General features: G+C 72.6%; 18 protein-coding genes and 1 tRNA gene. 9 read left to right on the forward strand and 10 right to left on the reverse strand.

Features of this window, described 5'->3' with window-relative positions; all coding sequences use genetic code 11:
- Nucleotides 1-25: 25 nt before the first annotated feature.
- The gene (locus AB0B33_RS29780; RefSeq protein ID WP_360777641.1) at nucleotides 26-1,846 is read right to left on the reverse strand and encodes a protein kinase; all 1,821 of its coding nucleotides are present in this window, start codon (nucleotides 1,844-1,846) and stop codon (nucleotides 26-28) included.
- Nucleotides 1,847-1,963: 117 nt separating this feature from the next.
- On the opposite strand from AB0B33_RS29780, the gene AB0B33_RS29785 reads away from it, so the two are divergent.
- Both AB0B33_RS29785 and AB0B33_RS29790 read left to right on the forward strand, forming a co-directional pair.
- Complete coding sequence (locus AB0B33_RS29785) at nucleotides 1,964-2,944, forward strand: metallophosphoesterase (protein WP_247017265.1); 981 nt, start codon at nucleotides 1,964-1,966, stop codon at nucleotides 2,942-2,944.
- Nucleotides 2,945-2,973: 29 nt separating this feature from the next.
- Nucleotides 2,974-3,047 (forward strand) — tRNA-Pro (locus AB0B33_RS29790).
- Between the two features lie 41 nt (nucleotides 3,048-3,088).
- Here the strand turns inward: AB0B33_RS29790 and AB0B33_RS29795 are convergent.
- A complete protein-coding gene (locus AB0B33_RS29795) occupies nucleotides 3,089-3,853 on the reverse strand; it encodes a methyltransferase domain-containing protein (protein WP_247017263.1) in 765 nt (254 codons plus the stop codon).
- 39 nt (nucleotides 3,854-3,892) lie between these two features.
- Between AB0B33_RS29795 and AB0B33_RS29800 the strand changes: the two genes are divergently transcribed.
- A complete protein-coding gene (locus tag AB0B33_RS29800; protein WP_360777644.1) occupies nucleotides 3,893-5,743 on the forward strand; it encodes a prolyl oligopeptidase family serine peptidase in 1,851 nt (616 codons plus the stop codon).
- 68 nt (nucleotides 5,744-5,811) lie between these two features.
- On the opposite strand, the gene AB0B33_RS29805 is transcribed toward AB0B33_RS29800, so the two are convergent.
- From AB0B33_RS29805 to AB0B33_RS29830, 6 genes are read right to left on the reverse strand one after another with little or no spacing between them, the layout of a single operon-like run.
- Nucleotides 5,812-5,997 carry a tautomerase family protein gene (locus AB0B33_RS29805; RefSeq protein ID WP_247017259.1) on the reverse strand — a complete coding sequence of 62 codons (186 nt, stop codon included), beginning with the start codon at nucleotides 5,995-5,997 and terminating at the stop codon, nucleotides 5,812-5,814.
- Between the two features lie 9 nt (nucleotides 5,998-6,006).
- Nucleotides 6,007-7,029 (reverse strand): GNAT family N-acetyltransferase, encoded by a 1,023-nt coding sequence (locus AB0B33_RS29810; RefSeq protein WP_360777646.1) that lies wholly within the window; start codon nucleotides 7,027-7,029, stop codon nucleotides 6,007-6,009.
- Nucleotides 7,023-8,066: a GNAT family N-acetyltransferase gene (locus tag AB0B33_RS29815; protein ID WP_360777648.1), complete on the reverse strand. Its 1,044-nt coding sequence runs from the start codon at nucleotides 8,064-8,066 to the stop codon at nucleotides 7,023-7,025. Before AB0B33_RS29815 ends, AB0B33_RS29810 begins: the two co-directional genes overlap by 7 nt.
- Entirely contained in the window at nucleotides 8,063-9,121 is a 1,059-nt protein-coding gene (locus AB0B33_RS29820) for a hypothetical protein (RefSeq protein WP_360777650.1), read from the reverse strand. Before AB0B33_RS29820 ends, AB0B33_RS29815 begins: the two co-directional genes overlap by 4 nt.
- On the reverse strand, nucleotides 9,118-10,149 hold the full coding sequence (locus AB0B33_RS29825; protein WP_360777652.1) for a GNAT family N-acetyltransferase: 1,032 nt from the start codon (nucleotides 10,147-10,149) through the stop codon (nucleotides 9,118-9,120). The genes AB0B33_RS29820 and AB0B33_RS29825 overlap by 4 nt, the downstream gene beginning before the upstream one ends.
- A complete protein-coding gene (locus AB0B33_RS29830) occupies nucleotides 10,146-10,853 on the reverse strand; it encodes a hypothetical protein (RefSeq protein ID WP_360777746.1) in 708 nt (235 codons plus the stop codon). The genes AB0B33_RS29825 and AB0B33_RS29830 overlap by 4 nt, the downstream gene beginning before the upstream one ends.
- 324 nt (nucleotides 10,854-11,177) lie before the next feature.
- Between AB0B33_RS29830 and AB0B33_RS29835 the strand changes: the two genes are divergently transcribed.
- The 5 genes from AB0B33_RS29835 to AB0B33_RS29855 are packed head-to-tail and all read left to right on the forward strand — an operon-like array spanning nucleotide 11,178 to nucleotide 17,181.
- The gene (locus tag AB0B33_RS29835) at nucleotides 11,178-12,188 is read left to right on the forward strand and encodes a glycosyltransferase family 2 protein (protein WP_360777654.1); all 1,011 of its coding nucleotides are present in this window, start codon (nucleotides 11,178-11,180) and stop codon (nucleotides 12,186-12,188) included.
- Entirely contained in the window at nucleotides 12,185-13,426 is a 1,242-nt protein-coding gene (locus tag AB0B33_RS29840) for an ATP-grasp domain-containing protein (protein ID WP_247017246.1), read from the forward strand. Before AB0B33_RS29835 ends, AB0B33_RS29840 begins: the two co-directional genes overlap by 4 nt.
- Nucleotides 13,423-14,676: a hypothetical protein gene (locus tag AB0B33_RS29845; protein ID WP_360777656.1), complete on the forward strand. Its 1,254-nt coding sequence runs from the start codon at nucleotides 13,423-13,425 to the stop codon at nucleotides 14,674-14,676. The genes AB0B33_RS29840 and AB0B33_RS29845 overlap by 4 nt, the downstream gene beginning before the upstream one ends.
- A gap of 16 nt (nucleotides 14,677-14,692) precedes the next feature.
- Nucleotides 14,693-16,492 (forward strand): carbamoyltransferase C-terminal domain-containing protein, encoded by a 1,800-nt coding sequence (locus tag AB0B33_RS29850; RefSeq protein WP_360777658.1) that lies wholly within the window; start codon nucleotides 14,693-14,695, stop codon nucleotides 16,490-16,492.
- Entirely contained in the window at nucleotides 16,489-17,181 is a 693-nt protein-coding gene (locus AB0B33_RS29855; protein ID WP_360777660.1) for a hypothetical protein, read from the forward strand. Before AB0B33_RS29850 ends, AB0B33_RS29855 begins: the two co-directional genes overlap by 4 nt.
- Here AB0B33_RS29855 and AB0B33_RS29860 read toward each other — a convergent pair.
- The gene (locus AB0B33_RS29860) at nucleotides 17,147-17,773 is read right to left on the reverse strand and encodes a TIGR03085 family metal-binding protein (RefSeq protein WP_247017237.1); all 627 of its coding nucleotides are present in this window, start codon (nucleotides 17,771-17,773) and stop codon (nucleotides 17,147-17,149) included. The genes AB0B33_RS29855 and AB0B33_RS29860 overlap by 35 nt on opposite strands.
- 139 nt (nucleotides 17,774-17,912) lie before the next feature.
- Here AB0B33_RS29860 and AB0B33_RS29865 point away from each other — a divergent pair, with 139 nt between their 5' ends.
- A complete protein-coding gene (locus AB0B33_RS29865) occupies nucleotides 17,913-18,974 on the forward strand; it encodes an NADH:flavin oxidoreductase/NADH oxidase (RefSeq protein WP_360777662.1) in 1,062 nt (353 codons plus the stop codon).
- On the opposite strand, the gene AB0B33_RS29870 is transcribed toward AB0B33_RS29865, so the two are convergent.
- Nucleotides 18,971-20,359: a glutamate decarboxylase gene (locus tag AB0B33_RS29870; RefSeq protein WP_360777664.1), complete on the reverse strand. Its 1,389-nt coding sequence runs from the start codon at nucleotides 20,357-20,359 to the stop codon at nucleotides 18,971-18,973. The genes AB0B33_RS29865 and AB0B33_RS29870 overlap by 4 nt on opposite strands.

Here is a 20,359-nt window from a genome sequence, read left to right on the forward strand (position 1 = left end):
GCCCGCGGGGAACCGCGGGCCTTCTTCAGTTCTCGGGCATCTCCGACAGGACCTCGGTGTTCCACCACTGGTAGAGCTTGTCCAGCTCGTCGTTGTCCGTCACCTTGGTGGAGAGCAGGATCCCCGCCACGAGGGTCTTCTTCTCCGTCCACACCAGCTGCGCCGGGTCGCCGAGGAAGCAGGTCAGGAACTCGCCGGGGACCGGGTTCGGGACTTCCGCGCGGTAGTACGTGCCCCAGATCTTCGGGTGCGTGTCCGGCCGGCACGCGCCGTGGGCGTCGTCGCGGGTGAGTCCCTGGGTCTTCACGATGTCCTGGAAGAACGCGTCCATCGCCGCCGCGTCCGGGAAGCGCACGAACTTCGCCCCGGTCGGCTGCTGGAACACCACGTTGCCGATCTTGACGTCGCCGACGTTCGAGTCCGTGCACTCCGCCGCCGCGGCCGTGCCGGCCGGCGCCGCCGCGGGCACGCACGTGTACCCCTTGTAGACCGCGGGGAGCGCGGCGAACAGCTTCGTGTCGGGCGCGCTCTTCGATTCCGAAGTGGACGGTGCGGTCTCCGGGCTCTTCTCCGGCGTCGGCGAGGGCGAGGGCGGTGGCGTCGAGACGACGGTCTTCGGGGTGATCGGGCCGGGCCCCGCCGTGTTCCCCTTGTCGCCGTTGGTCACGACGTAGGTGATCACCAGCGCGACCACGACGACGCCGGCCAGCGCGGCGCACAACGCGATCCAGCGGTTCCGCTGGGACTTCGGCGGCGCGGCCGGGCCGACCTTGCCCGCCGGGCCGGTGAACCGGACGGGCTGCGGGCCGGTCGGCGGGCCCGGGTGGGGACCGGTCGGCGGGCCGGCGTACGGCCCGGTCACCGGGGCGGCCATCGGGACCGGCCCGGACGGCGGGTTCAGCGGGCCGGAGAACGTCGGCGGCGGCGCGGCCAGCGTGGGCCGCGGCGGGGTCGGCGGACCCGGCACGGCCATCGGGCCCACCGGACCGACCGGGCCCGGCAGGGTCTTCTGCCACGTCGGGGCCGGCGGCGCCGGCGCGGTCACCGCCGCGCGGACGGCGTCGGCGAACGCCTTCGCCGTCGGGTAGCGGGCGGCCGGCTCCTTCGCCATCCCGTGCGCCACCACGGCGTCCAGCGCGGCCGGCAGGCCCGGCCGCACCTGCGACGGCACCGGCGGCGGCGCGGTCAGGTGCGCGCCCATCTGCGCGGCCGCGCCCTCGCCCAAGAACGGCCGGCGGCCGGTGACGCACTCGAAGAACACGCACGCGAGCGCGTAGACGTCGACCAGGCCGGTGATCGGGGCGTCGCCGAAGCGTTCGGGCGCCATGTAGTCGAGCGTGCCGATCACGTTGCCGGTGCCGGTGATCGACGTGCCCTCGGCGGTCATCGACCGCGCGATGCCGAAGTCCACGAGGTACACGAAATCGGCGCTCGTCACGAGCACGTTGGACGGCTTGACGTCCCGGTGCACCAAGCCGTCTTCGTGGGCGGCGTCGAGCGCGCCCGCGACCTGCTCGACGATCCCGGCGGCCCGCTCGGGCGTGAGCGGCCCGTCCTCGAGCAGCTCCTTGAGGTCCTTGCCTTCGACCAGGCGCATGTCGAGGTAGAGGCGGCCGTCGATCTCGCCGTAGGCGTGGATCGGGATGACGTGCGGCTCCCGCAGCCGCGCCACGATCTGCGACTCGCGCCGGAACCGCGCGCGGAAGGCTTCGTCGCCCGCGTTCGGACCGGACAGCAGCTTCAGCGCGACCACGCGGTCGTGCGCGGTGTCGTAGGCGCGGTGGACCTCGCCCATTCCCCCTCGGCCGAGCAGGCCTTCGATCTTGTACGGCCCGAACTGCTCCATCGTTCTCCCCAACCCCCCGGCTGGTCACCCTTGTACGGGCCGACGCAGATGCTAATCGGCAGGTTCCCCAGAACGGCGGCGAGTTCATCCAACCGTTGAGCACGTATCCTGGAGCCCGTGAGCACGCTCAGTAACACAAGCACGTCGGGGGCGACCGCGAAGCGCCTCGCCGCGGGGACGGTGGCGCTCGGCGTCGCGACCCTCGGTTACGCCGTCGGCATCGAACGGCGCCACTGGACCCTGCGCACCGCCGAACTCCCGGTGCTCGCGCCGGGCTCGCGGCCGTTCACCGTCCTGCACGTCTCGGACCTGCACATGCTGCCGGGCCACCGCAGCAAGCAGCGCTGGGTCGCCGCGCTCGACGAGCTGAACCCCGACCTCGTCGTCAACACCGGGGACAACCTGTCGCACCGGACGGCCGTGCCGTCCGTGCTGCGCGCGCTGGGCCCGCTGCTCGACCGGCCGGGGGTGTTCGTCTTCGGGAGCAACGACTACTACGCGCCCAAGCCGAAGAACCCGGCCCGGTACCTGATGCCGCGGGGCAAGAAGAAGCGCATCCACGGCGTTCAGCTGCCCTGGCGCGACCTGCGCGCGGCCTTCGTCGAGCACGGCTGGACCGACCTGACGCACGTCCGCCGCACCGTCGACGTCGGCGGGCAGGCCGTGTTCGCGGCCGGCGTCGACGACCCGCACCTGCGCCGCGACCGCTACCCCGACATCGCGGGCCCGGCCGACCGCACCGCCGCCGTCCGCATCGGCGTGACGCACTCGCCGGAGCCGCGGGTCCTCGACACGTTCGCCACGGACGGTTACGACCTCGTGCTGGCGGGGCACACCCACGGCGGCCAGCTGCGGCTCCCGGGTTACGGCGCCATCGTCACCAACTGTGACCTGGATCGCAGCCGCGCGCGGGGCGCTTCGCGGTGGGGCGCGCAGATGTGGCTGCACGTCTCGGCCGGTCTGGGGACGTCGCCGTGGGCGCCGGCCCGGTTCGCCTGCCCGCCGGAAGCGAGCCTGTTGACGCTGGTCCCGCGTGGATCGGAGCCCGCCAAGCCCCGAAAGCTGGCCCCGCGGAAAGCCCGAAACACCGTCCGCTAGACTTCTCCACGACCCGTTAAGCAGTACCTCGGGGTGTGGCGCAGCTTGGTAGCGTGCCTCGTTCGGGTCGAGGAGGTCGTGGGTTCGAATCCCGCCACCCCGACGAGTAAGAGCCGGTGTCTTCGGACACCGGCTCTTCTGGTTTCAGCGGGTCGCCGTCACTTCGACCCAGCACTGGCTGAAGTCGCCGTCCCCGCCGCGGGTCCACACCGACGCCGAACGCGCCGCGCTCGCCAGCTGGTCGCGGTCGCGGCCCTCCCCCTCGAGCGCCGCTTCCAACCGGGACTCCACGTACTTCGCCAGGTCCCGGTAGCTCATGTCCGAGCGGTAGCGGGCTCTCGACACGATCTCCGTGAACCCCGCCGACGCGCACTGCTCGGCGATCACCCGGCCCGCGAAGGGGTTGCCGCCCGCCTGGCGGCGCAGCAGGTAGTGCCCGCGCAGGGCCGCGTCGACGTTCGCCGTCTTCGGGCGCAGGCGAGCCTTGCTCCAGTCCGAAGTGGACAGCGCCAGGCGACCGCCGGGGCGAAGCACGCGGCGCAGTTCCGCGAGTGCGTCCAGCGGAGCGGCCAGGTGCTCGAACAAGGCGTGCGAGAAAGCCACGTCCACACTCGCGTCCGCGAACGGCAGGTCGTACGCCGACGCCACCAGGTAGTCCACTGTGGACCTTCCGGCGCGGCGGGCGGCGGCCCGGGCGAGCTCGACCTGACCGGCGTCGAGGTCCACCCCCGTGACGCGGGACTCCGCCGCCAGGCCGAGCGTGATCGAGCCCGGGCCGCAGCCGAGGTCGACCACCCACGTGCCCGGGGCGAACAGGGGCTGGGCGAACGCCGCGCGCTCGGCAGCCGTGCGCGCGGACATCATCGAAACCGCGTCTCGCCCGTAGCCCGGCGCGTAACCCTCCAGCACCCCGCACACAGTACGGCCAGAAGGTGGCAGGATCGAGGGGTGAGCACGCAGTCAGCGAACCAATATCCGCCCGCGGTGGTCCCGGACCGGCTGTTCGACGACGCCGAAGCCGAGAACCGCTGGCGCGCCCGCTTCCACGCGCCGCGCATCTCCACGCCCGACTGGGCCCGCGACGCGCCCGACGCCAACATCTACGTGTCCAATTCCAGTGGCGTCTGGGAGGTCTACGCCTGGAACCGCGCGACGGGCGAGCACCGCCGCGTCACCGACCGGCCCAACGGCACCCTGCACGCGACGCCGTCCCCGGACGGCGAGTGGATCTGGTGGTTCGACGACACCGACGGCGACGAGTTCGGCTCGTGGGTGCGCGAGCCGTTCGCCGCGACCGAGGGCAGCAAGCCGGAGAAGGGTGTCCCGGACGTCCACGACGGCTACCCGGCCGGGCTCGAGATCGGCGCGAAGCTCGTCGCGGTCGGCGTCTCGACCGACGACGGCAGCGAGCTGTTCGCCCGGGTCGACGGCGAAACGCACCGCTTCTACAGCCACGCGGACGACGCCGGCATCTCCTCGCTCTCCCGCGACGAGAGCCTGATCGCGATTTCGCACTCCGAACACGGCGATTCGCGCCACCCCGCGCTGCGGGTGCTCGCCACCGACGGCTTCGGCGTGGTCGCCGAGAAGTGGGACGGCGAGGGCAAGGGCCTGTCCGCGCTGGAGTTCTCGCCGCTGCCCGGCGACCAGCGGCTGCTCGTCCTGCATGAACGCCGCGGCCGCGAAGAACTGCTCGTCTGGGACGTCCGCGCGGACACCGAGACCGAGCTCGAGCTGGACCTGCCCGGCGAGGTCGTCGCGGGCTGGTACCCGGACGCGCGCGCCCTGCTGGTCGTGCACTTCCACGAGGGCCGCAGTTCCTTGTACCGCTACGACCTCGACACCGCCGAGTTGTCCTCTGTGGACACCCCGGCCGGCCGGATCGGCGGCGCGGGCGTCCGCCCGGACGGCACGGTCGAATACTCGTGGTCGAGCGCGGCCGAGCCCAGCGCCGTGCGCTCGCGGACCACCGACGGCGCCGACGCGATCCTGCTGGAGCCGCCGGGTGACCGGGCGCCGGGGTCCGAGCCGGTGACCGACGCGTTCGTCGAAGGCGTCGGCGGCCGGATCCACGCGCTGGTCTCGCGGCCTTCGAACGCGGCCGACGGCCCGCTGCCCACGGTGTTCTCCCTGCACGGCGGCCCGCACGCGGCGGACGAGGACCGCTTCTCGGCCTACCGCGCGACCTGGCTCGACGCCGGGTTCGCCGTGGTCGAGGTCAACTACCGCGGCTCGACCGGCTACGGCTCGGCCTGGCGCGACGCCATCGAAGGCCGGCCGGGGCTGACCGAGCTGGAAGACGTCGCTTCGGTGCACGACTGGGCCGTCCAAAGTGGACTCAGCGACCCGGCCAAGTGCGTCGTCAACGGCGCTTCCTGGGGCGGTTACCTGTCCCTGCTCGCGCTCGGCACGCAGCCGGCGCGGTGGGCGGCGGGTGTCGCCGGGGTGCCGGTGGCGGACTACGTCGCCGCGTACGAAGACGAGATGGAGCAGCTGCGCTCGTTCGACCGCGCGCTGTTCGGCGGCTCGCCGGAGGACGTGCCGGCGGTGTACCGGGAGTGCTCGCCGCTCACCTACGTCGACGCCGTCACGGCGCCGGTGCTCGTGCTGGCCGGCGACAACGACCCGCGCTGCCCGATCCGCCAGATCGAGAACTACCTGAACCGGCTCGGCGGCCGCGACCTGCACCACGAGTTCTACCGCTACGACGCGGGCCACGGCTCGCTGGTGATCGCGGAGACGATCAAGCAGACGTCGATCGAGGTCCACTTCGCCCTGCGAGCCCTCAACCTGCGCTGACCCCAACCCCCGCACTTTCACGTGAAAGTGCGGGGGCCAAGGCCGCACTTTCACGTGAAAGTGCGGCTTCAGCGTTCGGAGTGCAGGACGCCGCCGGTGGCCCAGTGGTCGGCGCCGATCTCCACCAGCGTCACCTGGACGCCTTCGGGCTTGCCGCCGCACGTGCGGACGAAGGCGTCGGTCAGTTCGCGGACCAACGCGCTCTTCTGGGCGGGCGTGCGGCCGGGGAACAGGGAAACGCTGATCATGGGCATGGCGGGAAGCTAACACCAGACCGGGACGGCCGCCGCGAACTGCGGGACGAGCCGCGCGCCGAGGGTCGCCTTCATCTCCGTCATCTTCTTGCCGAACACCACCGACGCGCGCCCGTTCGCGATCGCCCAGCGCACCGCCTCGCCGTAGAAGTGGAAGTACAGGTTCGGCCGGCCGCCGTCCGACGGCGGCAGGGCGCCCCAGTGCCGGGCGATCGGCAGGTCCGGGTGGTCGAGCAGCGTCGCCAGCGCGATCAGCCGCCCGGTCCGGGTGTCGTGGTAGGAGATCACCGAGACGTCGGGTTGCCGCAGCAGCGCCGCCAGGTAGCCGGTGAAGTGCGGCAACGGCACGATCGGCACGTCGTGGTGCTTGCGCTCGTTGTGCCGCAGCACCTCGGCGACGGCGACCGGGTCGGCGTCCTTCCCCGGCACGAACCGCACCTCGACCGACGGGTCGGCGTCGAAGGTCCGGAAGATCTTGCGCAGGTTCTGCTTCCGCTTGCGGGCCAGGGAGTTCATCCAGTCGTCGCGCGAGCCGAACGCGGCGACGTCGAGCACCGCGATGTCCTCGGTCCGGCGCACCAGCCGGAACCGGCCGTCGACGGCGGGGACGCCCGGCTCGCCGACCTGCCGCACCAGCAGCCCGCGCAGGCCGCGGCCGAGCTCGGCCCGCATGGCCGGGACGTACGCCTCGAGCAGCCGCGTGACGCCGCCGTCGCCGCCCGCGTCGGCGAACCACCAGCCCGGCTGCGAACCCGAGCCGGGCCCGCGGACGTCGAGGCCGCCGACCCGGCCCCGGCCGGTGCCGGCGAACCGGTGCCGCCGCGTCCGGCCGGTGACCCACGCGGCGCTGACCACCCCGGTCGGCTCACCGCCCTCGCGCAGCACCGTCACCGGTTGCGGGGTCCGCGCGGCCCAGGCCTGGGTCGCGAGCACCGCCCAGCTCCAGTCCGCGCGCAGGCCGGCCCGCTCGCGCAACGCCGTCCAGTACGCCGGTTCCGCGTCGTGGCGCGGGTCGAGCACGTCGATCACCACCGCGTCACCGGCCTCGGCACGACCACGCCGGTCATCGGGCTCGGGCTGAACCCCAGCGAGGCCTTGAGGTCGGTGACCCCGCGGCCCAGTGACAGGAACTTCCGGTTGTTCTCGATCATGTGCCGCACTCCCCGCACGACGACGTCGAAGTAGAGGTGTTTCGGCCGGCCACCGTCGGGCGGCAGCGCGGCCCAGTGCTGGTGCAGGGGCATCACCGGGTGGTCGAGCAGGTCGGTGAAGGCGAGCAGGCGGCCCTCGGCGTCGTGGTAGGTCGTGGTGACGACGTCGGGGCGGCGGACCAGCTCGCCGAGGTACTCGGCGGTCACCGGGCCGCGCTGGTCGAACTTCACCGGCCCCTTGGTCGCGCGGTGCGCCCGCAGCATCGCCGCCAGCTCCTCGGGGTCGAGGTCGTCGCGCGCGGTGCCCTCGCGGACGACCACCCCGGGGTCGGCGGCGATCTTGCGGATCTGGCCGCGCAGGCTCGAGCGGCGGTTGCGGCTCAGTGACGCGAGCCAGTCGTCGAGGTCGCCGAAGGTGTTCTCCAGCACCAGGGCCGGCTGGATCCCCCGGACGAGCCGGCCGCGCCCGGCCACCAGCCCGGCGGTGTCGGGGGTGGCCGCGCGGTAGACCACGCCGAGGCAGCCCGGCCCGGTGCGCCGGCAGGCGGCGCGTTCGAACCGGCGCAGGATCTCGCGGCGCGCGGCGGCGTCGAGCGCTTCGGCGAACAGCCACGCCGGGTAGCACGACAGCCAGGCGTGCTGGACCTCCAGCCAGCGCGGCGTCCACCGCGCGACACCGCCGACCGCGCCGGGTTCGCTCGAGCCGCCGGGGTGGCAGACCATCGCGAGCACCGCGGCGACGAGCTCGTCGCCGTCGCTGACGACGGTGAGCAGGTACGGGCTGCGCGACGGCCGCGACTCCGTGCACAGCAAGCCGTAGTCCCAGGTAAGCGGGGCTTGCTGGGCTTCGAGGAACGCGGCCCAGCCGGCGGGTTCGGGATCGGTGCGCGGGTCGAGCACCCGGACGGTCCAGGTCATCGGCCCAGCACCGGCCTCGGTACCGCCACCGAGAAGAGGCTTCGCGTGCCGAAGCCCAGCGCCTCCTTCTCCGGCAGCATCGCGCGGCCGGCGGTCAGCTCCGGCCGTCCCGCGGCGATCATGTGGGCCACGCAGCGGGCGTAGCAGTCGACATAGAGACCCTTCCGGCCGCCTTCCGCGCTCGGTAGCGCGGCCCAGTGGTGGACCGCGCACCCGCGGTCCTGGTCGATCATCGTGTTGAAGCCGAGCAGCTTGCCGTCCGCGGCCCGGTAGGTCCGGGTCACGACGTCCGGCCGCCGGACGAGCGCGTCGAGGTAGGCCGGCGCGATCGGGCTGCGGGTGTCCAGGTGCAGCCCGCCGACGCGGGAACGCTGGCCGCCGGCCCACGCGCGGTCGTCCTGCCGCGCGCGGTGGGCGTTGAGCAGCACGGCCAGCTCGTGCGGATCGAGGTCGGTGCGCCCGGCCGCCGCTTCGGTGGCGACGTCCGGGTCCAGGTACCGGCGGACGTCCGGTGCGAGCGCGGCCGCCCATTCGTCCACAGTGGAATAGCGGTTGACGAGCACGGCGGCCGGGTCGATCTCGCGGCTGATCCGGGCCCGGCCCGCCAGCGCGGGCACCAGCTCCGGGTTCATCGCCCGGTAGACGACGCCGAGCAGGCCGGGGCCGACGTACTCGCGCAGCGCCCGCTCGAACTGGCGGATCGCGGTGCGCCGCTCGGTGAAGCCGTCGTCGAACACGCACGCCGGATAACCGCTCAGCAGCGGGAGGTAGACCTCGGCCCAGCGCGGCCGGAACCGGCCACCGGAGAGCGGGCCGAACGTACCCGCGCCCCAGCCCCGGCACACCATCGCCGACAACGCGCCGACGACGAGCGAGCCCTGGCGGACGACGGCGAGCACCGGCGGGTTCTTCGCCAGCCACGCCTCGCGGCGCAGCAGCTCGTAGTCCCACACCGGCGGCAGGCACCGGGCCCGGAACGCGGCCCAGCCCTCCGGCGGCGGGTCGGTGCGGGGGTCGTGGACGTCCACCCGCGACACCGCGGTCACGGTCTTCACCGGCCCAGCACCGGCCTCGGCACGGCGGCCGTGTAGACCGGCCGGGGCCGGAACCCCAGCTCCTGCTTCAGCTCGATCATGCCGCGCCCCGCGGACAGCTCCCGGGCGCCGCGCTTCGCGGTGAAGCGCACCGCGCGCACGTAGGAGTCGAAGTACAGCCACTTCTTCCCGCCCGCGGCCGGCGGCAGCGCCGCCCAGTGCTGCAGGACGGGGGTGTCCGGGTGGTCGAGCATGGTCTGCACGGCGAGCAGCTGCCCGCCGGTGCCGGTGTAGGTCAGGGTGTGCACGTCCGGCCGCCGGACGAACCGGTCGAGGAACCCCGCCGACGGCGGCGTGCGGGTGTCCAGCGCCAGCCGCCCGTACCGCTCGCGGTGCGCCTGGATCAGCCCGGCCAGCTCGGCGCCGTCGAGGTCGGTGCGGCCCGCGCCACCGCGGATCACCAGCGACGGGTCTTCGGCGAGCCGGCGCCGCTGCCGCCGCAGTCCCGCCCGCCGCGACTTCGACAGCGACGCGATCCAGTCCTCTTCGGACTCGAACCGGTTCTCCAGCACCGCCACCGGGTCCACGCGCTTGACGAGCCGGCCGCGGCCGGCGAGGCCGGTGGCGAGCTCCTCGCCGAGCGCGCGGTGGACGACACCGAGCAGGCCCGGCCCGAGGTGGCGGCCCAGCTCCCGCTCGAACTCCCGCACCAGCGCCGCGTGGTCGCGCACCCCGGGCGCGAACGCGATCCCGGGGTAGCCGCTGAGCCACGGCTGGCAGACCTCGGCCCAGAACGGCCGCAGCAAGCGCTTCCCGGGCCGCGGCGCGAACCGCGGGGCCAGCCGGGGACGGCAGACCAGCACGGACACCGCGGCGACGAGCGCGTCGCCGTCGGCCGCGACGACCAGCAGCTGCGGGTTGCGGGCACCCCAGGCTTCGAGACCCATCACGCCGTAGTCCCACACCGGGTGCAGCCGGGCGGCCCGCGAAAACTCCGCCCACCCCGCGGGCGCCGGGTCGGCGCGGGGGTCGTGGAACGCGAACCTCATGCCAGGACGACCGGGGTGCCGTGCCGGGGGCAGAACGCGATCTCGCCGCGCACCCCGCCGGCCGGGACGACATCGACGAACCGCGGGGAAGCCTGGCGCAGCAACGTGAACGCGAGCCCGGCGGCGGTCGGGCGCGCGTAGACGTGCGGCCAGTCGAGGTGCCACCGCCCGCAGTCACCCAAGGCGCCGAGGTACCCGAGCACCGGGTCGTGCAGCACGCCGTACGGGCCGGCGTCCAGCGAATCGAGTTCGCGGTGCGGCACGGCCTCGACGCGGTGGTCCTCGGCGAACACCGCGATCGCCTTGTCGTCACCGACGGCGAGCACGCGGCGCCCGCGGTCCAGCACGGCCGCGACTTCGCGCAGCACCGAGGCGCTCGGCGCGTCCGGATCGGCGACGCAGCCCCGCACCCCCTTCGGCAGGTCGGACGGCGGCCGCAGGTCGTCGGGTCCGAGCACCACGACCAGGCTGCCGGGGCCCGGCCGGCGAGCCGTCCGCAGCACCCGCCCGAGCCCGCGCGCCGGCTCGGGCCGCCGGGCGCCGCCGGCGAGCGGGACGAGGTCGACCAGTTTGTGCACCGCTTCCGCGAGGGGTACCGCGCCGCCGTTCGTCCCGGTGCGACCGGGCACCACGACCGGGTCCTCCCGGCCGTCGAGCGCCCAGCGCTCGCGGTAGAACGGCACCGTCGCGAACGCCGAGCGCACCGCCCGCGCGTAGGCAGCGCGCCACACGACCCCCGCCCCCAGATTCCACATGGCCGGGGAGTCTGCGCCACCGACCGGCCCGTGGGGAAGGACTTGGCCGTCAGGTCACCCCGAATGCCGGATGGGTTACTACTTTGGTCTGGGTCTGAACGGAGGAATTCGCCGAAGTACCGTCGCCGTTCCGCGATCCGTCTGCTTATAACTCCCGCCACACCGCAATCGGCAAGCGGCCTTATCGGATCCGGCTGGGGGATTCATGATCACCATTCGCACTGTCGGTGACCGCGCGGACACGAAATCGCTACACAGACCTGGACGGGGTAGATGACCAGCCCTTTCCCGGGTCCGGCCCATAGTGGACTCACCGTAGTCATTCCGTGCTTCAACGAAGTCGAGAACGTCGAACCGTCCTATCGGGAAATAACCAACGAACTAGGCCACTACTCACTCGAATTGTTTTACGTCGATGACGGGAGCGTCGACGGAACACTGGACAAGATCCGCGCACTCGCGGCCGCCGACCCGCGCGTGCGGTATTTGTCCTTTTCTCGGAACTTCGGTTTCGAAGCCGCGTTCTCGGCGGGCTACCGCTACGCGGCGCAACCGTGGATCCTGCACGTCGACGCCGACCAGCAGTTCCCCGCCGCCGAAGCGGAGAAGCTCGTCGCGGCGGCGGAGCTGGGCAACGACGCGGTCTTCGGCGTCCGCACCAACCGCCAGGACCCGCGGCTGCGGCGGTGGGGCACCGCCGCGTTCCACTTCCTCGGCCGGCGCGTCCTGCGGATCGAGATCCCGCCGGGCGCCACGGCGTTCCGGCTGGTCCGCGCGGAACTGGCCCGCAAGATCGTCGACCTGCGGCTCGGCACGCCGTACTTCCTGGCCACGGTCCCCCGGCTGACCAGCCGGTACACCTGCGTCCAGGTCGCGCACCGGGCCCGCGAGCGCGGCGAGTCCAAAGTGGGCTTCGGGTTCCTGGCATCGCACGCCATCGAGCTCTTCGTCGGCTTCACCCGGCGGCTCACGACCGCGGCGTCCGCGACGGCGTTGCTGGCCGCGGGGATCGCGGTGCTCGCCGGCGGCGCGGCCGCGTTCGGCCTGCTCGGCGCGGGGGTCACGGCCACGCTGCTGTTCGCGCTGCTCGCGGTGCTGCTGCTGGTGGCGTCGCTGACCGTGCGCTACCTCGTCGTGGTCGGCGCGGGCCAGCCGCGGCCGCGGCAGTTCTACGTCCGGGAAGCGAACGTCGTCGTCGACGCCGAGGACCGGCTCTTCACCCCGGCGGACCCGGCGGGTCCCCGGCTCATCGATGTGCACCTGGGGAAAGGCGTTTCGGCGTGACGAGTTCGAAGAAGGACCCCGCGAGAACCCTGGTGATCCTGGGGGGCGCGGACGGTTCGGTCAGCACCTACGAGCGGGCGCGGGAGCTGGGGTTCCGCACGATCTGCGTCGATGTCCGGCCGGGCGCACCGGCGGTGGCGTACGCGGACGAGTTCCTGCAGGTCAGCGTGCGCGCACCGGAGCAGATCGCGGCGGCGCTGGAGGGCCGCCGCGACCTCGCGGGGGTGCTCTGCCCGGCCAGCGACGTCGGCCTGCCGGCGCTGGCGTGGCTGACCCGCCACTGGGGCATGCCGGACCCGTTGCCGCAGTACGCGGTGGCCGCGTCGACGGACAAGTCGGTGTTCCGCGCGCTGTGCGACCACCTGGGCCTGCCGAGCTACCGCAGCGTCGACGGCCGCCCGGGACCGGAGCTCATCCACGCCGCCCAGCAGCTGCGCTTCCCGACGCTGGTCAAGCCGGTCGACTCCTCGGGCAGCCGCGGGGTCGTCTCCTGCCCGGGTCCGGGCCGGCTGACCAGGGCGTTCACCGAGTCGCTCGCGTTCTCGCCGTCCGGCCGCCTGGTCGTGGAGGAGCACCTCGACGGCTCGCACTTCACCATCGAGGCGCTCGTCGTCGACGGCCGGATCGTCTTCCACGCCGTGACCGAGCGGGTGCTCACGCCGCCGCCGTTCTTCGTGACGTCGTCGCACCTGCTGCCCGCCGAGCTGCCCGCCGACGTCGAGCTGAGCCTGATCGAAGCCCTCGACCAGATCTGCACCGAGCTCGGCTACCGGACGGGACCGCTGACGCTCGACGCCGTGCTCGGCCGGGACGGGCGGCTCTACCTCATCGAGATGGGCGCCCGGATGGGCGGCAACGGGCTGGCGGAAGCGATCGCGCACTGCCACGGCGCCGACCTGATCGGCGCCGGGATCGCCGCCGCCACCGGCGACGAGGTGCGGCTGGACCTGCACCAGCCGAAGCCGACGCTGGTGCACATCCTGGCGTCCGACCGCGGCGGTCACCTGTCCCGGGTGGACGGTGTCGCGGACGTGCGCGCGCTGCCCGGGCTGGTCGGCCTGCACCTGTTCGCCGACGAGGGCTCGTTCGTCCGGCCCTACGAGCAGGCCGGGCACAAGCTCGGGTACGTCGTGCTCACGGCCGGGTCGGTGCCGGAACTGCTGTCCGCGGAGAACGCCGTGCGCGGCACGCTGAAGTTCCTGCTGAGCGACCAGGACATGGCGGTACCCCTGCCGTGACGGGTCCTCCCTCGGTCAGCACCGCCCCGGCCGTGGCGCCGCCGCGGCCGGCGGTGGTGCTGCGCCTGCTCGCCGGCCGGGGCGTGTTCCGGCTTTCGGTGCAGGTGATGGGGCTGGTCCTGATCACGGCGTGGGGCGCCCGCGACTACGGGCGTTTCGCGAACGCGCTCGGCCTGATGACCTGGCTGAACTTCGTGCCGGCCGCGGCGGAGAAGTCGGCGTTGAAGAGCCTGCCGCGGCTGCACCGGACCCGGGACGCCGTCGCGGCGCTCGCGGTCCGGCTGGCCGCGGTGCCGGTGCTGGCCGTGCTGGCCGCGACCGTCGTCGCGCTGGTGGTGGCCCCGCGGTCGGACGCGGCGCTGTACCTGACGGCGGCGGCCTGGTCGATCTCCGGCGGGCTGCTGATGACGGTGTCCGGCCTGCACCGGCTGCGCGACAAGTCCACTTTGGACGCCTTGGCGTTCGCCGCCGGCTCGGTCGTGGTCGGCGTCGTGACGTGCGTGACGTGGGCGGTGGGCTGGCCACCCGAGACGCACCTGGCGTTGCTGCTGGGCGGGATCCTCGTCATCCTCGGCACTTCGGTCGCGCTGCTGCCCCGGCCGTGGCTGCGCGGGGGCGGGGTGCCGGGCCACCGGCTGCTGCCCGCGTTCGGCCGCAGCACCGTCCTGCTCGGCCTGACCGAACTGCTCGACGTCATCTCGACGTCGGTCGTGTTCGCGGTGCTCGCGTTGTCCGGCCGGACCACCGACAGCGGCCCGTTCTACCTGGCGCTGCTGGTGTCGAGCGCGTTCTGCTCGCTGCTGTACTACCAGCTCAAGCTGCACCAGCCGGCGGCGTCGCGGCGGATGCGCGGCACGGGCGCGGCGGCCGGGCGGGCACGGGCGGTCGCGCTGCTGCGGCTGGTCGAACGCGCCGGGATCGCCGTGGTCGTCCTGCTCGGCGCGGGTCTCGCCATCCCCGGGACCCGCGCCTCGCTCACGGCCGAAGACGCGTACGTCGTCCTCGGGCTGCTCGTGCTCGTCGAGACCGCGTTGTACGCGACCGGGCTGTACGCGGGCTTCCTCATCGAAAACACCAACAGCAAGGTGCTGACGCTGACGTCCGGCACCGCCGTCGTCTCGCTCGTCGCCACCGCCGCCGCCGCGGCGCTGCTCGTCCCCGTCCTCGGGCCGGTCGGGGGGTTCGCCGCACTCGTGTTCGCGCTCGCGGTGAAGGCGGCCGTCCTGCGGCGCCTGGTCCGCCGATTCTGAACCACTGGGAGAAATCATGTACGTACTGGGCATCAGCCGGGTGCACGACTCGGCGGCGGCACTCGTGCGCGACGGCGAGATCATCGCGTTCGCCGAGGAGGAGCGCTTCACCCGCGTGAAGCACGACGGCGGCTTCCCCGCCGAGGCCATCAAGTTCTGCCTGGAGCGGGCCGGGATCACGCTCGCCGACGTCGACCACGTGGCCTACTACTGGCAGCGCTGGAAGGAAGGCATCCACGCGGCCAAGGTGTTCGCGCGGTACTTCCCCGGCACCCTGGACGTCTTCCGCAACACCAACGGCGACGAGGGCGGCAAGTCCGCGGGCATGGTCGACACCTTCCTCACCGGCGGTGGCAAGGGACACGACGACTACCACGTCGGCGGCGCGGTCCTCGCGCACATCAAGCGGTCCTACACGCTGGCGAACGACGTCAAGGAGGCCGTGGGCTGGACCGGGCCGACGAAGTTCAAGACCCACCTCGTCGACCACCACCGCGCGCACGCGGCCAGCGGCTACTTCATCTCGCCGTGGGACGAGTCGGCGGTGCTCACCTTCGACGGCATCGGCAGCGACGGCACGGCGACCTACCTCGCGCACGGGCGCGGGAACAAGATCGCCGACCTGCGGCGGATCAAGTTCCCGCACTCCCTCGGCGCGATGTACGCCGGCGTCACCGGCTACCTCGGCTTCTACCCGACCCGCGACGAAGGCAAGATCATGGGCCTCGCGCCGCTGGGCGAGGACACCTACGTCGACGCGTTCAAGCAGCTCATCCACCTCGACGACGACGGCGGCTTCGAGCTGGACCTGAGCTGGTTCGGCCACCACCGCACCGGCAAGCACGTGATGGCGAAGAAGTTCACCGACGCCTTCGGTCCCGCACGGCCGAAAACCCGCGTCACAGCCGAAAATCCCGTTCCCCAGCACTACTGCGACATCGCGTACGCGCTGCAGGTGACGCTCGAAGAAGCGGGCCTGCACCTGGCGCGGTGGCTGCAGCGCGAGACGGGCTCGAAGCGGCTGTGCGTCGCCGGCGGGGTCGCGTTGAACAGCGTCATGAACGGGCGGATCCTGCTGGAGACGCCGTTCGAGGACTTCTTCGCCCAGCCCGCGGCCGCGGACGACGGGTGCGCGCTCGGCGCGGCCCTCGACGTGTCGGTCGCCAAGTACGGCAAGCCGCGCCCGCGCGACGGCTACACCTACACCGGGCCGGACTACACCGAGGCCGAGATGGAGCTGGCGCTGCAGGACGCCGGCGTCGAGTACGAGCGCGTCGACGACATCGCGGCGCACACCGCGGCGAAGGTGGCCGACGGCAAGATCGTCGGCTGGGTGCAGGGCCGGATGGAGTGCGGGCCGCGCGCGCTGGGCAACCGCTCGCTCGTCGCCGACCCGCGCGACCCGGAGTCGAAGACGCGGATGAACGAGAAGGTGAAGCACCGCGAGGCGTTCCGGCCGTTCGCGCCTTCGTGCCTGGAGGAGCGGGCGGGCGAGTACTTCGTCAGCGACTACCCGTCCCCGGTGATGCTGCTGGTGTTCGACGTCCTGCCGGACAAGCGCGCCGAGGTTCCGGCGATCACGCACGTCGACGGCACCGCGCGGGTGCAGACTGTCAGTCGTACCGACAACCCGCTGTACTACCGGATGATCGGCGAGTTCGAGAAGCTGACCGGGGTGCCGATGGTCGTCAACACCTCGTTCAACGACAACAACGAGCCGATCGTGGCCAGCCCCGCCGACGCGATCGCGTGCTACCTGAAGACCGACGTCGACGCGCTGGCCCTCGGACCGTTCTGGGTGGAGAAGGAACTGTGACGCTCTTGGAATCGCCCGGCCTGGTCGCCGCCCTGTACCGGCGGCGGCAGTGGCTGTGGCTGGTCGCCGCCGTGCCGGCGGTGGTCACCGCGCTGCTGATCATGGTGGTGCTGCCGCCGGACCAGACGCTGGACAACGTCGGTGACTGGGCGTTCAAGCTGTGCCCGTTCGTCTTCGCGGTGCTGACGGTTTCGCTGTTCCCGCGCGGGCGCTTCGGGCCGGCCTTGATCGTGTTCGCCGTGTTCGTGTACATGTCCTATTTGGACACCGAACTGGTGATGCGGGTGCAGGGGTTCGCGCGCTCGCCCGACCAGGACTTCCAGCCGGTGTACCAGTTCGAGCTGTTCGTGACGACGTTCATCGTGCTGTTCGCGCTGCTGGCCTACCGCCTCGGCGGCGGCCGGACGGCGAACGTGCTGAAGGTCGGGATCGCGTCGATCCTGGTGGTCATCTCGGGCGTGAACGACCTGACGTTCTGGGCGCTCAACGACGTCTGGGCGGCGGGCACGAAGCCGGCCGAGCTGAAGTGGGCGTCGCACATGATCGTGTTCCTCGGCGGCCCGCCGAGCGTGCCGGCCGCGGTCGCGTTCATGGCCGTGCACCTGGTGCTGGCCGCGATCGTGGTCGCGCTGCCGGTGGGCCGCTGGGTGACGCTCAGAGTCCGCGGTTCACACCCTGGAGCTTCGTGACGGCGGCCGCGTCGCCTTCGAACTCTAGGCGGACGGCGTCGCGGCCGAACACGAAGAGCAGCAGGTCGATCGGGTCGCCGATCACGGCGACGGGATCGGGCCCGGTCTTGACGGCGGCTTCCTGCCCGGTGCGGGTCCGCAGGGTGACCCCGACGGGCGCCTTGCGCAGGTTGAGCTTGGCGGCCTGCTTGGCCGACTTCCACGCGGCGGCGTCCCTGGTGGCGTCGGCCGGGCGCGGTTCCCAGCCGGGCTGCGCGCGGCGGACGTCCTCGTGGTGGACGAGGAACTCGGCGGTGTTGGTGAGCTCGTCGAGGGGGCCGATGGCGGTCGGCCAGAACTTCGACGGGCCCTTCCGCACCTGGTCGACGAGGGTGCCCCAGGGCTTGGCGGCGTAGCGGTCCTGCACCTTTTGCGTGTGCCCGGCGAGCGCGGGAACGATGATCCCGGGCGCGGCGTCGGGGCGGTGTTCCCGCACGACGAGGTGCGCGGCGAGGTCACGCGTCGTCCAGCCTTCGCACAACGTGGGCGCGTCGGGCCCGAGGTCGTGGAGGAGGGAGCTCAAGGCCTGGCGTTCGTCAGCAGCGACACCCATGTGGTCGACGTTACTCGCCGGTAGAGCCCTTGGCGACGGGAAGAGACGGCGGGCACGTACCGGGGCCGGCTTCGGGTCGCGCGGGTCACCGGCAGGCCCACTCGGGAAGAGAGCGCGGGCGCGTGTCGTTGATCGAAGTGTGAGCCGACTCTTCAGCCCGATCACCGTCCGTGGACTTACCTTGCCGAACCGGGTCTGGGTTTCTCCCATGTGCCAGTACTCCGCCACCGAGGGACTCCCCGGTGACTGGCACCTCGTGCACCTCGGCCAGTTCGCCGCCGGGGGTGCGGGGCTCGTCATGACCGAAGCCACCGCCGTCACCCCCGAAGGGCGGATCAGCCCGCAGGACACCGGCATCTGGAGCGACGCGCACGCCGACGCCTGGCGCCGGATCGTCGAGTTCGTGCACGGGCAGGACGCCGCCATCGGGATGCAGCTCGCCCACGCCGGGCGGAAGGGTTCGACCAAGCGGCCGTGGGACGGGCCCGGCAGCGTGCCCGCCGAAGACGGGGGCTGGCCGACCGTCGGACCGTCCGCGACGGCCTTCGGCGAGTACGCCACCCCGCGCGAGCTGACCACCGACGAGGTCGCCGCGCTCCCCGAGGCCTTCGCCGAGGCGGCCCGCCGGGCGGAGGGCGCCGGGTTCGACGTGCTCGAGCTGCACTTCGCCCACGGCTACCTCGTGCACCAGTTCCTGTCGCCGCTGTCCAACTCCCGCACCGACCGCTACGGCGGCGACTTCGAGGGGCGCACCCGGCTGGCGCTCGAGATCGCCGACGCCGTGCGGGCGACGACCGGCCTCCCCCTCTTCGCCCGGCTGAGCGCCACCGACTGGACCGAGGGCGGCTGGACCGTCGACGAGTCCGTCCGGCTCGCGAAGCTGCTGGCCGAGCGCGGGATCGACCTCATCGACACCTCGTCCGGCGGCAACACCCCGCACCCGGACATCCCCGTCGGGCCCGGGTACCAGGTTCCGTTCGCCGGGCGCATCCGCTCCGAAGCCGGCCTCCCGACCGGTGCGGTCGGCATGATCACCGACCCGCACCAGGCCGAGGAGATCGTCGGGAACGACCAGGCCGACGTCGTGTTCCTCGCCCGCGCCCTGCTGCGCGACCCGCACTGGCCGCTCCGCGCGGCGAACGTCCTCGGCGCCGACGTGCGCTGGCCCGACCAGTACGCCCGCGCGAAGTCCTGGCACTAGTGGTGGAAGGCGGTCGCCTTGGCGGGATCCTTCGGGCGGCCGCCCTCCTCCTCCAGCTCCGGCAGGACCCGGGCGAGGTCGGCCAGCAGCAGGTCCGCGAGGTCGTGCGTGAAGCCGTTGCGGACGACGATCCGCAGCACCGCCAGGTCCGTCCGGTTCTCCGGGAACGTGTACGCGGGCACGAGCCAGCCCCGCTCACGCAGGCGGCGTGACACGTCGAAGACGTCGAACCCCGCGTCCGCGCGGGTCGTGAACGCGAACACCGGCAGCTGGTCGCCGCGGGTCAGCAGCTCGAAGGGACCCAGCGCTTCAACGCCCGAAGACAAGTGCGTCGCGACGTCCCGCGAAGCCTGCTGCACCGCGCGGAACCCGTCCCGGCCGAGCCGGACGAACGTGTAGTACTGCGCCGCCACCTCGGCGCCCGGGCGCGAGAAGTTCAGCGCGAACGTCGGCATGTCGCCACCGAGGTAGTTGACGTTGAACACCAGCTCCGACGGCAGCGCGGCCCGGTCGCGCCAGAGCACCCAGCCGACGCCCGGGTACACCAGCCCGTACTTGTGGCCGGACGTGTTGATCGACGCCACCCGCGGCAGCCGGAAGTCCCACTCCAGCCCGGGGTCGAGGAACGGCGCGATCATCGCCCCCGAAGCGCCGTCGACGTGCATCGGGACGTCCCAGCCGGTGCGCTCCTGCAGGGCGTCCAGCGCCGCGGCGATCTCCGCGACCGGCTCGTAGCTGCCGTCGAACGTCGAGCCGAGGATCGCCACCACGCCGATCGTGTTCTCGTCGCAGCGCGCCACGGCCTCCTCGGCCGAGAGGTGGTACCGGTCCCCCGCCATCGGCACCAGCCGCGGCTCGACCTCCCAGTACTCGCAGAACTTTTCCCAGCACACCTGGACGTTCACGCCCATCACCAGGTTCGGCTTCCCGGTGCGCCCGAGCTGGGACCAGCGCCGCTTCAACGCCATCCCGGCGAGCATGCACGCTTCCGACGACCCCGTCGTCGAGCAGCCCATGACGTCCGTCGGGTCGGGGGCGTGCCACAGGTCGGCGAGGATGTTCACGCAGCGCCGCTCCAGCTCGGCCGTCTGCGGGTACTCGTCCTTGTCGATCATGTTCTTGTCGACGCACTCGGCCATCAGCTCGCGCGCCTGCGGCTCCATCCACGTCGTGACGAACGTGGCGAGGTTGAGCCGGGCGTTGCCGTCGAGCATCAGCTCGTCGCGCACCAGCTGCAGCGCCGTGTCCGGCGGCAGCGAGTCCTCGCGCAGCTTGTCGTGCGGCATGACGAACCCCGCGGCCAGCGCCGGGTTCGCCCCGGCGTACAGCGGGTTCGTCCCGCCCGCGCGGTCCGGGTGGTCGGTTTTCCCCTGATGCAGCACCAT

It is taken from the genome of Amycolatopsis sp. NPDC049159 (genome assembly GCF_040648295.1).
Lineage (GTDB): Bacteria > Actinomycetota > Actinomycetes > Mycobacteriales > Pseudonocardiaceae > Amycolatopsis > Amycolatopsis pretoriensis_A.

Excerpts from the sequence above, each read along its gene's own strand:
- AB0B33_RS29780 (WP_360777641.1), bottom strand. The coding sequence starts at position 1,846 with ATGGAGCAGTTCGGGCCGTACAAGATCGAAGGCCTGCTCGGCCGAGGG.
- AB0B33_RS29805 (WP_247017259.1), bottom strand. The coding sequence starts at position 5,997 with ATGCCCATGATCAGCGTTTCCCTGTTCCCCGGCCGCACGCCCGCCCAG.
- AB0B33_RS29815 (WP_360777648.1), bottom strand. The coding sequence starts at position 8,066 with ATGACCTGGACCGTCCGGGTGCTCGACCCGCGCACCGATCCCGAACCC.
- AB0B33_RS29825 (WP_360777652.1), bottom strand. The coding sequence starts at position 10,149 with ATGAGGTTCGCGTTCCACGACCCCCGCGCCGACCCGGCGCCCGCGGGG.
- AB0B33_RS29835 (WP_360777654.1), top strand. The coding sequence starts at position 11,178 with ATGACCAGCCCTTTCCCGGGTCCGGCCCATAGTGGACTCACCGTAGTC.
- AB0B33_RS29850 (WP_360777658.1), top strand. The coding sequence starts at position 14,693 with ATGTACGTACTGGGCATCAGCCGGGTGCACGACTCGGCGGCGGCACTC.
- AB0B33_RS29860 (WP_247017237.1), bottom strand. The coding sequence starts at position 17,773 with ATGGGTGTCGCTGCTGACGAACGCCAGGCCTTGAGCTCCCTCCTCCAC.
- AB0B33_RS29870 (WP_360777664.1), bottom strand. The coding sequence starts at position 20,359 with ATGGTGCTGCATCAGGGGAAAACCGACCACCCGGACCGCGCGGGCGGG.